This is a genomic window from Acinetobacter sp. neg1, assembly GCF_000788125.1.
Taxonomy (GTDB): Bacteria; Pseudomonadota; Gammaproteobacteria; order Pseudomonadales; family Moraxellaceae; genus Acinetobacter; species Acinetobacter vivianii.
Genome location: NZ_JSZD01000006.1, coordinates 783626 through 796082, shown reverse-complemented (window position 1 = coordinate 796082; position 12457 = coordinate 783626). Strand labels below are relative to the sequence as shown.

At 40.0% G+C, this 12457-nt stretch carries 12 protein-coding genes; 8 read left to right on the top strand and 4 right to left on the bottom strand.

Annotated features, from left to right (window positions below; all coding sequences use genetic code 11):
* Window positions 1-326: 326 nt before the first annotated feature.
* The 3 genes from xseB to PJ15_RS04680 all read right to left on the bottom strand — a co-directional run bounded on the left by xseB (window position 327) and on the right by PJ15_RS04680 (window position 3292).
* Entirely contained in the window at window positions 327-524 is a 198-nt protein-coding gene (gene xseB / locus PJ15_RS04690; protein WP_047428489.1) for an exodeoxyribonuclease VII small subunit, read from the bottom strand.
* Window positions 499-1776, bottom strand: coding sequence for an exodeoxyribonuclease VII large subunit (gene xseA, locus PJ15_RS04685; RefSeq protein WP_047428486.1), 1278 nt, complete (start codon window positions 1774-1776; stop codon window positions 499-501). The genes xseB and xseA overlap by 26 nt, the downstream gene beginning before the upstream one ends.
* Window positions 1777-1933: 157 nt before the next feature.
* Window positions 1934-3292, bottom strand: coding sequence for an amino acid permease (locus PJ15_RS04680; RefSeq protein WP_081402757.1), 1359 nt, complete (start codon window positions 3290-3292; stop codon window positions 1934-1936).
* Between the two features lie 448 nt (window positions 3293-3740).
* Between PJ15_RS04680 and PJ15_RS04670 the strand changes: the two genes are divergently transcribed.
* The 7 genes from PJ15_RS04670 (at window position 3741) to PJ15_RS04640 (ending at window position 10232) form a co-directional block, all read left to right on the top strand.
* Window positions 3741-4325: a hypothetical protein gene (locus PJ15_RS04670; protein WP_047428476.1), complete on the top strand. Its 585-nt coding sequence runs from the start codon at window positions 3741-3743 to the stop codon at window positions 4323-4325.
* Between the two features lie 396 nt (window positions 4326-4721).
* Window positions 4722-5381, top strand: coding sequence for an amino acid ABC transporter permease (locus PJ15_RS04665; protein WP_047429164.1), 660 nt, complete (start codon window positions 4722-4724; stop codon window positions 5379-5381).
* The gene (locus PJ15_RS04660; RefSeq protein WP_047428473.1) at window positions 5371-6042 is read left to right on the top strand and encodes an amino acid ABC transporter permease; all 672 of its coding nucleotides are present in this window, start codon (window positions 5371-5373) and stop codon (window positions 6040-6042) included. The genes PJ15_RS04665 and PJ15_RS04660 overlap by 11 nt, the downstream gene beginning before the upstream one ends.
* Window positions 6039-6770, top strand: a complete 732-nt coding sequence (locus PJ15_RS04655) for an amino acid ABC transporter ATP-binding protein (RefSeq protein ID WP_047428471.1) — start codon at window positions 6039-6041, stop codon at window positions 6768-6770. The genes PJ15_RS04660 and PJ15_RS04655 overlap by 4 nt, the downstream gene beginning before the upstream one ends.
* Window positions 6771-6788: 18 nt before the next feature.
* Entirely contained in the window at window positions 6789-7691 is a 903-nt protein-coding gene (locus tag PJ15_RS04650; protein WP_047428469.1) for a transporter substrate-binding domain-containing protein, read from the top strand.
* Window positions 7692-7723: 32 nt separating this feature from the next.
* Complete coding sequence (locus PJ15_RS04645) at window positions 7724-8590, top strand: cysteine ABC transporter substrate-binding protein (RefSeq protein ID WP_047428467.1); 867 nt, start codon at window positions 7724-7726, stop codon at window positions 8588-8590.
* A 229-nt stretch (window positions 8591-8819) separates the two neighbouring features.
* Window positions 8820-10232, top strand: coding sequence for a molybdenum cofactor biosysnthesis protein MoeA (locus tag PJ15_RS04640; RefSeq protein ID WP_047428464.1), 1413 nt, complete (start codon window positions 8820-8822; stop codon window positions 10230-10232).
* Window positions 10233-10300: 68 nt separating this feature from the next.
* Here PJ15_RS04640 and PJ15_RS04635 read toward each other — a convergent pair whose 3' ends face one another.
* On the bottom strand, window positions 10301-11524 hold the full coding sequence (locus PJ15_RS04635; RefSeq protein ID WP_047429162.1) for an MFS transporter: 1224 nt from the start codon (window positions 11522-11524) through the stop codon (window positions 10301-10303).
* Window positions 11525-11674: 150 nt separating this feature from the next.
* Between PJ15_RS04635 and PJ15_RS04630 the strand changes: the two genes are divergently transcribed.
* Window positions 11675-12451, top strand: a complete 777-nt coding sequence (locus tag PJ15_RS04630) for an AraC family transcriptional regulator (RefSeq protein ID WP_047428463.1) — start codon at window positions 11675-11677, stop codon at window positions 12449-12451.
* Window positions 12452-12457 lie beyond the last annotated feature (6 nt).

Below are 12457 nucleotides of genomic sequence, written 5' to 3'. Positions count from 1 at the left end.
CTTTTTTATGAACTACATTTCTTCAATGATATATAGAAAAGTTTTATGACTGATGAGCTGTTTATTAATTTTGAGAAGTCAAAGATCATAGAAAACAATGAGCATGGTTTATTGGAAGGGTATCACTTCTATTTGTTCATGGATGATCGGATTGATGAATATATCAGTCGATTGAATTACATCAAAAAAAATATTCCTGAATCCGAGTATTTATCTTATGGCGCTATAAATATAGACCAATTGATCATGAAGTTAGCAGTATTATATAAATGCAGAAGAATGAGCTGACCTTTCAGGTCAAGCTATGAAACATAGTCAGACGATGGCTAGTCATCCTTAAATGTCTCGTTTAAGGCTTGTTGTACTGCATCGACTCTGGATTTACAGGCTTTGTAAGCCGTCATTGACTCTTCGACGATTTTCATCAAATTATCAATGTCAGGTTCTTCCTGTGCTTCGAGCAGTTCGGCATTCTTTTTTAATAAAGCATAACCATCTTTAAAGCTTAATTCTTTCTTCGTCATGATCAATCACCTCGGTAAGCTGGGCATGGATATAGCCATCTTGCATTTCAATAGATAGGGATGAACTCGCTTGATGGATTGAGCGAATCGCTTTATTTTCATTGCGGACAATGCCATAACCCTTAGCCAGTACATTTCTCGGGTTTTGCAACAAGGTTTCCCGCATTAATGTTTCGATTTGAGTTGAAGCTGTTTTCAGTTGTTGCTTGGCAAAATATTGCAGTGTTGATCTGGCAACTTGAAGCTGCAAATAGCTGGTACTGATTTGATTTTCAGACTGTGACTTGATGCGACTGATCAATTGGTCATTCTGGCTTTGATAAGCAGTAATCTGATGTTGAGACAGCAATTTAATGGTTTGAAAATGTTCCATTACTTCTACAGAACGCTCTGAAATCAGATTACGAATACCTGCAATCACCTTACTTGGCGTATCGAAAGAACGATGGGCAATCTCATCTAAAATAGTTCGATCTTTTTCATGTCCAATCCCGACCCAAATCGGCACTTTGCGTTTACACAGCAGGGCGGCAAGATCATAGTCATTTAAATACGCCAGATCGTTGACTGCACCACCACCTCGAATGATTACGATCAGGTCGGGTGGAAAGTTGTAGTCTGCTGCCCATTGACGTAGTCCCGCACCTAAGGATTCCATGATGCTGTGCGCAGCGGTATTTCCCTGAAAAGTTGCGTTGTGATAGACAAAATCACAGACGCCAGCTTGATGTAATGCATCGGCATCTTTCTTAAAGTCACCTAATCCAGCCGCATTTTCGGGCGCAATCACCAACACATGCTCAATATCAAACGGCGTAGGAAGGGTTTTATTCAGTGGAAGCAACCCCTCACTGCTGAGTCGTGCAAGGATTTGCTGATAACGTTTGGCAATATCGCCTAGAGTAAAACTAGAGTCGATATCTTCAATATTGACTGAAAAACCATATTGAGGGTCAAAGCGAGCTTTGATTTTAATCAGTACATTCAAGTCTTTGGAAAGTTCAATGCCACTTTCACGCTCGAACTTCAGCACAATTTTTGAAGCAGTGAACTTCCAGATGGTGGCTTTACAGCTTGCGATGACTTTGTCTGTGTCTTGTTCTTTTTCAGCCAGTTCAAGGTAGTAATGTCCACCTTTGATACTCAGATTCCGAATCTCGGCTTTTACCCAAACAGGTTCGTCAAAGGTCAGGCGAATGATTTCCTGTACCGTTGCTAGATAATCGCTTAGAGAGAGTTGCGGTTCAGACATTGGATCAGACGATGAATAGGATAGGGCTATAGTAGCAAATGGATTAACCTGATAACAAATAAGACCTATCTTGTTTTTATTTATTTTTGTTTTGAGTAATAACGCATCCACAGTTTATTTTACAGATTGCTGTAGATGCGTATTGTAGGTTAGATATTTAGAGGGATTTATTCCATTTCAAGAATTTAAATAATCCAAACATAAACATGATCCAGACCGGAATTAAAATCACTGATTCCTTAAAGCCTTGCGTCCACATAATGTATAAAATCATCACGATAAACGCCAAAACCAAATAATTACTAAATGGCGAAAACAGTGCAGGGAACTTTACCGTTAGACCTTGTTGTTGAACGGCGCGCTTAAACTTTAAATGGGTAAAGCTAATAATCGCCCAGTTTAAAACCAAAGCCGCAACCGCCATATACATCAAATGACTTAAGGCCTGTTCTGGTACAAAATAATTCAGTAATACACAGCCAAAAATTAAAATCGAAGAAAAGATCACCGCAGGCATCGGCACACCTTGCTGACTGACTTTTGCAAAAACTTTTGGAGCATTGCCTTGTACTGCCAACCCGTAGAGCATACGGCTATTGGCATACATACCGCTGTTATACACAGAGAGTGCCGCCGTTAGAATAATAAAATTCAGTAAATGTGCAGCCCAATCAATCCCAAGTTGGTTAAAAATCATCACAAATGGGCTTTTATCCAGACCACCCAAATCCAGTTGATTCCATGGAATCAGTGACATGATGATGGCAAGCGAAGCCACGTAGAAAATCAGAATCCGGAAGATCACCTGATTGATAGCTTGCGGAATACTTTTCTCAGGATTTTCTGCTTCAGCAGCTGTCATACCGATCAATTCAATGCCACCAAAAGCAAACATTAAAAAGGCCAGCATATAAAACAGACCTGAGAAACCATGCGGAAAAAATCCGCCGTGTTGCCATAAGTTGGTAAAGCTTGCAGTCGAATCAGCACCAGCAGTCAGCAATAGATACAAACCGAACAGAATCATGGAAATGACAGCAACAACCTTAATAATGGCTAACCAGAACTCTGATTCACCATAAAACTTCACATTGCCTAGGTTTAAGCAGGTTACAACAATGAAGAAAAATAAAGTCGAGATCCACGCAGGAATATGTGGCCACCAATAATGGATATATTTGGCAATGGCTGTCAGCTCAGTCATTGCCACTAGAATATAGACGACCCAATAATTCCAACCCGATAAGAAGCCAGCAAATCTTCCCCAATATTTTTGTGAAAAATAACTAAAAGAGCCTGCAACAGGTTCTTCTACAATCATTTCACCCATTTGTCGCATGATGAGAAATGCGATGAGACCAACGATGGCATAGCCCAAAATAATCGAAGGGCCAGCAGACTGGATCACTTGAGCAGAACCTAGAAATAGTCCAGTACCCACCGCACCGCCCATAGCGATCAGGTGGATATGACGATTTTTAAGCCCACGTTTTAATTGGGGAGAGGAAGTACTCAAAATAAGATGCGCTGAACAAAAAAGAAGTGATTGTAATGGATTGTGAGGGGGGCGACTAGTTTGAAAGCGAGAATATAGGCCTAATTTTCTCATAACTTTTTTACTAAAAGATTTAAAGAAGGCAATATTTTGTTGAAAATAATGCCTTGGCTAAAACCATCGATTTCTTCAGGGACGGCTGTTTATAAAGGTGCTTCTAATGATGATATTTATACAGCTTTTAAAGAAATAGCTGGAATTAGAACATTACCGAGTACATGTAGTCCGATGTATCAAACGATTAAAGGAAAACATCTTTATGTGGTTAACCAAGTTATATTATTCGTGTACCAGAGCAAGATGGAAGTACGGTGGTTAAGGAATTTCTCTTTATCCCAATATGTTTCAAAAGCGAGATTTACAATTGAAATTTAAAAATCAAATGGACAAAAAGTAATGGAGATCCGTTATGAAAATTAAGCCTTGGATTGAGGATAATGCCCCCCTAATAGAAAACTATGGTTTGTTAAATGAACATGAGTTAAGTTATTTTTTAAATTTGGTTGTTGAATGGAATGATGGAGCCTCTATATTAAAAACAGATATTAATGAAGTTAAGAATGGTATCCAATTATTAGATTTTTTTGATTATTCTAATAAAAGTTGTTATCTCTCTTTATTCGAAAAAATATGCTTATTTATGAGTGGAGAAGATGAATATCTGTATTGGATTCCTTTAAGTGATACAGAAGATACAGATTTCAAAAAATTTGAACCATTAATGATTGCTAAAACATTATTAAAAAAAGATAGCCTAGCATCTGTAAATAGATCATTTATGCAGATGTTAAATGGTGGTTATATGTTGTTCGATAGTAAGTGTAGATTCGTGGGAGTAGTGATTGATGGATATTATATGCTGGCCTTCATGAAAGAGGAATTTATGAGAGAAGAAATGAGTGAGTATATAGCGAATTGGAGAAAAGTCGATGATATCTTAGACCCATTATTAAGTAAGGATTTGAAACAGAGATTAGATAATATTTTTAGTTAAAAATATATGATATATTTTATTGTAATTATAAGTACTAAAGTTTAAAAGGAAGCGTAAGAGGTGAAAGTGCACTTGTTATACAAGCAAGTGACAGTCTGAATGTGAAGGATTATGCTAATAGGAATTTTAGTAAAGCTTCGGCTAATGATAACTAAATTATCGATCAGATTCTCAGTCGCAATTTAGTCTAAGTAAATATTTAAAATAATGCTGGGAAAGTCCCCAGCATTTCTTATAAGCTGAATTGATATGAAATAAAGTCCATCATCCAAATTTCAGCAAAGCTTAGCAAATAATAATATTTTATGTGAATTTTCAACCAGATTAGACTCATCCAAAGATAAATAACAACAACGTATTTATCAAAAGAATCAATTTTTCATTCGGATGTTTTCTTTGGATTGGCAGTATATACACAGTGTGCTGCCGCAGTTTTATGCGGCCACGCTTATGACCTTAAAAATCTCCAGTATTGGTATCGTACTCTCTATTCTGCTTGGACTCATCTGTAGTGTGATCAGTACCTATCAAGTTCGGATACTCAATAAAATCGTCAAAATCTATATCGAGGTTTCCCGCAATACACCGTTGCTTATTCAGCTCTTTTTTCTTTACTACGGTTTACCCAAGATCGGGATCAAACTGGATGGTTTTACATGTGGTGTGATTGGTCTGACTTTTCTCGGGGGCAGCTACATGGCAGAAGCCTTCCGTGCAGGCTTACAGTCAGTTGCACAAGGACAGATTGATTCTGCCCGAAGTGTGGGGCTCAACGCCGTGCAAGTCTTTCAATATGTGGTGTTTCCTCAAGCGTTATCACTGTCTATTCCTGCGATTGGCGCAAACTGCTTATTTCTGATTAAAGAAAGCTCAGTCTTGAGTGCGATTGCAGTGGTGGAATTGTTGTTTATGACCAAAGACCTGATTGGCATGGATTACAAAACCACGGAAGCTTTATTTCTATTAATCATGGCCTATCTGATGATCTTGTTACCTGTATCTGCTTTAACAAGTTATCTGGAATACCGCAGTCGGAAGGTGAGCCATGGGACTTGAGTATTTATTTCAACCGAGCCATATCGAACGTTTACTGCATGGCTTATTGCAAACCATCGAAATTGCCTTTCTTTCAGTGTTTTTATCGGCCATTTTCGGGACGGTTTTTGGGGTGATCATGACCTCAAAAAATATGCTGATTAAAATCCTGTGCCGTTTCTATCTGGAAACCATTCGGATTGTGCCGATTCTCGTCCTATTGTTTGTTTTCTATTTCGGTTTTGCAACTTGGTTTAACTGGCAGTTGTCATCGTTTTGGGTCTGTATTTTTGTATTTACCTTATGGGGTACTGCGGAAATGGGCGATTTAGTTCGGGCCTCGATTACTTCGATCGATCAGCATCAACGTGATTCTGCTTATGCCGTAGGTTTAAATCATGTACAGGCTTTGACTTATGTGATTTTCCCACAAAGTTTAAAACGGGTGACACCTGGGGCATTGAATCTGTTTACCCGCATGATCAAAACCAGTTCTCTGGCGGTATTGATCGGGATGGTGGAAGTCCTGAAAGTCGGGCAGCAGATTATTGAAAATTCATTATTAACCGTCCCAAGTGCATCGCTGTGGATTTATGGTTTCATCTTTATTCTTTATTTCCTGATTTGTTATCCATTATCGCTTTTAGCAGCGCATTTAGAAAAAGTGTGGGAGAACGCATGACTTTGTTATCGATACAACATGTGCAGAAATTTTATAAACAAAGTCATATTTTGCATGGCATTGATTTGGAAGTGCAACAGGGTGAAGTGGTGGTGATTTTGGGGCCATCGGGTTGTGGCAAAAGTACCTTATTGCGTTGTATCAATGGATTGGAACCTATTCAGCAGGGAAAAATTCAGCTCAAAGATGTGGGCGTGCTTGGGCAGGACTTGCCGTGGGATAGCGTGCGCCAACAGATTGGCATGGTGTTCCAGAACTATGAATTATTCAAGCATATGAATGTGATTGATAACATTTTGCTTGGTCCTCTAAAAGCACAGAAACGCCAACGTGCAGAAGTGGAACAATTGGCAGATCAGCTATTGCAGCGAGTCGGTTTGCTTGATCGTAAATATGATTATCCATCCAATTTGTCAGGCGGTCAGAAACAACGAATTGCAATTGTCCGTGCCTTAGTAATGAAACCGAAAGTGATTTTACTGGATGAGATTACCGCAGCGCTCGATCCTGAAATGGTAAGGGAAGTGTTGGATGTCGTGCTGAAACTTGCACAGGAAGGCATGACCATGCTGATCGTGACGCATGAAATGGGCTTTGCACGTAAAGTGGCAGACCGCATTATTTTTATGGATAAGGGCAGGATTATCGAGCAAAGCGAGCCAGAGGCATTTTTTCAGCATCCGCAGACGGAAAGAGCCAAAACCTTTTTAAATATTTTGAATTATTAAAATGAAAATGAGGACTTTATGAGATTGAATTTAGCAGTTAGGCAACATCACCATTCTTCAAAAACAAAAATGTTTGGTCTGGGCATCATTTGTGTAGCGATGGCAGGCGTGTTGACGGGCTGTAATCAACCAGCGTCTTCTGAACCTAAAAATACAGCACAAGATACTTCACTAGAACAGATACGGAAGAATGGTTTATTGCGGGTTGGCGTATTTGCGGACAATCCTCCTTTTGGTTATGTCGATAGTGCGGGCAAAAATCAGGGCTTTGATGTAGTGCTGGCTAAACGTGTCACTCAAGATTTACTCGGCGATGAAAATAAAATCCAGTTTGTGGTTGCGGAAGCTGCCAATCGGGTTGAGTTTCTAAAGTCAGGAAAAGTTGATGTGGTTTTTGCCAGCTTTTCGGTGACGCCAGAACGTCAACAGGTGGTTGATTTTTCTGAGCCTTATTTAAAAGCTTCCTTAGGTATTGTCTCTCCAAAAGCCAAAGCCATTACCGATGTTAAAAGTCTTGAAGGCAAAACCTTAATTGTAAATAAGGGTTCAAGCTCGGAGATTTATTTTAGTAAAAACTATCCCAAAATTCATTTATTGAAATTTGGACAAAATACCGATGCCTTCAATGCATTGATTGATGGTCGGGGGGATGCCATTTCCCAAGACAGTACTTATGCACTGGCATGGGCAGCCCAGAATCCGAATTATGTGGCGGGTATTCCTCAAATTGGCAATCAAGATTTTATCGCAGCAGGCGTGAAGAAGGGCAATACCCAATTATTGCACTGGCTCAATGATGAAATTAAACAGCTCAGAACGACAGGTGAAGTTCAAAAGATTTATGACCAAACCTTGAAGCCGATTTATGGCGAAAAAGTGAATCCGAATATCTTTCTGGATGTCGATATTCCTAAGCAATAACACAATTTAAAACGTTAAAAATAGGTGAACTTATGCAAACAATAACATTTTCAAATATTCAAAAATTACTGCTGGCTTCTGTACTGAGTTTAGGGCTAGCGGCTTGTAATAAGAATCCACAATCCACTGAAAAGAGCACGGATTCAGCCACACAAGTTTCCAGTATTGAACAGATCAAGAAAAACGGTGTAGTGCGTATCGGGGTATTTAGCGACAAGCCGCCGTTTGGTTATCTGGATGCTCAAGGTAAAAATCAGGGCTTTGATGTTGAAATTGCCAAACACGTTGCCAAAGATTTATTGGGTGATGAAAATAAAGTTCAGTTTGTTCTGACTGAGGCAGCCAATCGTGTCGAATATCTGAAAGCCAACAAAGTCGATATTATTTTTGCCAATTTCACTGTGACACCTGAACGTGAACAGGTGGTAGATTTTGCCAAACCCTATTTAAAAGTCGCTTTGGGTGTGGTGTCTCCTAAAAATAAACTGATTACCGATATTGCCCAGTTAAAGGATCAGACTTTATTGGTAAATAAGGGCACCACAGCAGATTCTTTCTTTAGCAAGCAACATCCTGAAATTAAGTTGCAAAAGTATGAGCAGAATACGGAAACCTTTGATGCTTTAAAAGATGGTCGTGGCGTTGCTTTGGCACATGACAATCTATTGGTACTGGCGTGGGCAAAGGAAAATCCAAATTACACAGTCGGCATTACCAATTTAGGTGAGCAAGATTTAATTGCACCCGCAGTGCAAAAGGGTAATAAAGAATTGCTGGATTGGTTAAATCAGGATTTAGACAAATTGGCAAAAGAGGGTGTCATTCATCAAGCTTATGAAAAAACCTTAAAACCGGTTTATGGTGATGGTATTCCTGCTAAAGATTTGATTGTTGAATGATTTAAATTACCTTCAATAGTATAAAAGTATATGTTTTAAGTGTTTGTATATTAAGCATCATTTTTCTGGTAAATAATTTAAAATGCCCTGACTTTTTTGCTGGGGCTTTTCTTTAATATTTTACTCTTCAGTATGAAGGGATAATCATATTTTAAAAAGCTGTCCTATTTTTATCATTATAAATAATAGATTCGTACTCACTTTATAAGTACGTTGCGGAATAATATAGATGTTCAATCGATTGCCTGTACCTGAAAACCTTCCCTGTAGATTAACTGATGCCTTTTACCGCATTCATCAATACTTACCAAAAGGAAATGTGAAACAGCGAGTTAAGCTGGATGATGCACTCAATCAGATCAATACTGATGATCTTTATGCATTACAAGATTTTCCACTACACAATTTTTCTGCCTATGAAGGCTGGGCGATTGATTCGAATATCACTCAGCAGGTTAGTTCAAAAAATCTGGGGATAGAAAAAGATTTGTATTTCTGGACACAGCAGTTATATCACTCTATTAATCCTTATAAACTTGATCTGGACAGATATATAATCAAGATCCCTAAATTTACCAGACTTCCTGAAGGGGTAGATACTATTATTTTAGAACAGGATAAGCGCTTAGATTTCTCTGGTAAGAGCAGCGGTGTAAAAATAAAAAAAACAATTGCGCCGATGCAAGGTGTTATTCAACAAGGCAGTGTGTTTAAACAAGGCGATTTAATCCTTGCAAAAAATCAGAAAATTACACCTGAACGGTTAATCGCATTAAGACGGGCGGGTATTACAGAGCTTTCTATTTATCGACACCCTAAAATCCTGATTGTTAATATGTTTCCTTTCGATCAAGCGGGGGAAATCAGTGAAGAATGCTTATACCTCAAAGATTTGTTAAAAACATGGGGGTATGGTGAGGTTGAGATTAAACCACATAAACCAGCACGTTATGACAGGGCATTTAATTCCCATCAAGAAGCTGGACATCCCGCATTAGATGGAAGCTTGACTTCCGCTTGGGACGAATATCATCAGTTTTTTGATGAGCAAATTCCTGAGTTTGACATTATTTTATGCTGGTCACCTTTAAATCATTACGGTTCTGGATTAGGGCTTTCAAAGCTGGCTAACTTTTATCAAGGCAATGGTGATGGTCCCGTTACGACATGTTGTGTGCCAGCCAGTGAATTCCGGATTTTTCAGAGTAATGACCGAAGCCCTAGACTCACTCAGGTCGTAAGCCGTTATGACGAACGTGGGCAGTTAAGGGAAATGCGTACAGAGATCACTGAAGATCGAACGACAATTATCAGTCTACCTGGCAATATGCAAGATGTTGCATTGTTGATGCACGTATTTGTGAAATATATTTTAAATAAGCATGATCCTGATTTTTTTGAGAATCTGTATTTGCAAGGCAGGATCGACCAGCAACTTGAGCCTGATCCAAAGTATAGAACATTATTATGGGGACGCTACCAGTTTGAAGCAGATGGTCAATATTCGCTACAGATCATTCCACAACAACCTTTTCAGATTGATGGTTTTGCTTCTGCCAATTGTATTGTGATTGTGCCATTTGCAGAGCCACCGATTCAGTCTGGTGAATCAGTGTATTTTATTAAAATAGATCAAGTCTGAACAACTTTAACGTTTTTCAACCCAGACAACAGTCGAGAGTGGCTGTTGTCTTATAAGGAATATAAAAATTACTTTTTAGTGTTTGGCAATAACGCAGTCATAAAACCTAACAAAGGTAAGAACGAGCAGAGTTTGTAAACCCAGACAATACCATGTGTATCCGCCAAATGACCTAAACCTGCTGCACCTATTCCACCAATACCGAACATCAATCCAAACATTAAGCCCGCAACCATGCCAACCCGGCCGGGTACAGCTTCCTGTGCATATACCACAAGCGCAGAGAAGGCAGAAGACATCACTAAACCAATAATAATGACCAGAATGGCTGTCCCAGTTAAACCAACATAAGGCAGCATCAGGGCAAATGGCGCGATACCTAAAAAGGATACCCAAACCACGGCTTTACGTCCGATACGATCACCGACTGGTCCGCCTGCAAAAGTACCCAGTGCTACAGCGCCTAAAAACATAAATAAGTAGAGCTGCGATGTCTGAATTGAAACATCAAAGCGTTCAATGAGATAGAAAGTAAAATAATTGGTAATGGCAGCGATATAGATAAATTTGGCGAACAGTAAAATACAGATGACGGCCATGGCCTGAATCACCTGTTTACGCGTCAAGGTCGAAATGGCACGTTGGCTGGCGAGGCGTTGTGCAGGTGCTTGTTTGACCAGCCATTTGGTTACGCGTAATAAAACGAAAATAGCCAGAGCAGCAACTAAAACAAATAAGCCAATTGCACCTTGTCCGTTGGGAATAATCACGGCTGCAGCGACTAAGGGACCCAGCGCTGAACCGCTATTTCCTCCCACTTGGAACATGGATTGCGCCGTACCAAAACGTCCACCCGATGCAGTACGGGCAATACGTGACGCTTCAGGATGAAAAGTGGATGAACCTATACCAATCAGTGCAGCTGCAAAAAGTAAGCTGTGATAACTTCCTGCAATCGCCATTAATCCAATGCCGATCAGTGTGGCGAACATACCCGCAGGCAATAAATACGGTTTTGGGTGTTTGTCGGTATAGAGTCCAATCCACGGTTGTAATAATGACGCGGTAATTTGATACACCAACGCAATCCAGCCAATCTGGGCAAAGCTCAGTGAAAACTCTGCTTTGAGCATGGGATAACTTGCAGTGACGACCGCCTGAATAGAGTCATTTAATAGATGGGCAAAGGCAACTGCACCGACCACACGCAACACGAATTTTTGAGGTTGATCTTGAGGTGGAAATTGCTCTTGTGGAAAGGTGGTCTCAAGAGTCCCTGTATGATTTGCCATACGTGCTCCAACAGGTTGTATCAGCTTAAATTGAGATAATGAAGAAGGTTTGTTTTTCAGCATTTTTATCCTAAACTGAACTGAAAGCGGCCCACAATCATATTTGGGACAGATAGTATCGATTTCAGGCCATATTGAGAGACGAAGCTAATGCGTAATATTCAGGTCAATGATTATCAGGATGTGGCCCGTAATGTCATGGCAACGGGCAATGATTACGAGGATGGGCAAATTCTCGCAAGTCATCGTCATGCCAGAGGGCAATGCTTGTATGCGATAACTGGGGTATTAACGGTAACCACCAATACAGGCAGTTGGGTGGTACCACCGAAACGTGCGTTATGGATTCCAGCAGGGATTGATCATGAAGTGCATATGGGCGGTATTACCAAAACCCGCAGTGCCTATATTCTTCCAGAAATCGCGCGCAAAGCAGGTTTACCCATTTATTGTGCAGTGATCAATGTATCGCCGTTATTGCATGAATTACTCTCGACAGCGGTTGATCTGCCTGCCGAATATGAATTGGGTGGACGCGATGATTATTTAATGCAATTGATCATCGCCGAAATCGCTTTGATGCCTGAATTACCATTGAATGCGCCTTTACCACAAGAGCCACGCTTGGCTGCATTATGTTTGCAATTATTAAAAGCACCGACTTTAGACCATGATCTGGATCAGATTGCGGAACAGGTAGGGATGAGCCGTCGCAATTTCACCCGAATTTTTCGGCTACAGACAGGTATGAGTTTTAGCCATTGGCGGCAACAGGCATGTCTACTGAATGCGTTGACTAGAATGGAATTAGGACAGCCGATTACCCGTGTGGCGATGGAGCTTGGGTATAGTAGCAGTAGTGCCTTTACTGCGGCCTTTAAACGTTCTTTAGGTGTGGCTCCACGCTTTTATTTACAAGGAAAATGATTCGGT

What these genes read in the sequence shown, in the direction of transcription:
- xseB (WP_047428489.1), bottom strand. Translation starts at nt 524, where the DNA reads ATGACGAAGAAAGAATTAAGCTTTAAAGATGGTTATGCTTTATTAAAA.
- xseA (WP_047428486.1), bottom strand. Translation starts at nt 1,776, where the DNA reads ATGTCTGAACCGCAACTCTCTCTAAGCGATTATCTAGCAACGGTACAG.
- PJ15_RS04670 (WP_047428476.1), top strand. Translation starts at nt 3,741, where the DNA reads ATGAAAATTAAGCCTTGGATTGAGGATAATGCCCCCCTAATAGAAAAC.
- PJ15_RS04660 (WP_047428473.1), top strand. Translation starts at nt 5,371, where the DNA reads ATGGGACTTGAGTATTTATTTCAACCGAGCCATATCGAACGTTTACTG.
- PJ15_RS04655 (WP_047428471.1), top strand. Translation starts at nt 6,039, where the DNA reads ATGACTTTGTTATCGATACAACATGTGCAGAAATTTTATAAACAAAGT.
- PJ15_RS04650 (WP_047428469.1), top strand. Translation starts at nt 6,789, where the DNA reads ATGAGATTGAATTTAGCAGTTAGGCAACATCACCATTCTTCAAAAACA.
- PJ15_RS04645 (WP_047428467.1), top strand. Translation starts at nt 7,724, where the DNA reads ATGCAAACAATAACATTTTCAAATATTCAAAAATTACTGCTGGCTTCT.
- PJ15_RS04640 (WP_047428464.1), top strand. Translation starts at nt 8,820, where the DNA reads ATGTTCAATCGATTGCCTGTACCTGAAAACCTTCCCTGTAGATTAACT.
- PJ15_RS04635 (WP_047429162.1), bottom strand. Translation starts at nt 11,524, where the DNA reads ATGGCAAATCATACAGGGACTCTTGAGACCACCTTTCCACAAGAGCAA.
- PJ15_RS04630 (WP_047428463.1), top strand. Translation starts at nt 11,675, where the DNA reads ATGCGTAATATTCAGGTCAATGATTATCAGGATGTGGCCCGTAATGTC.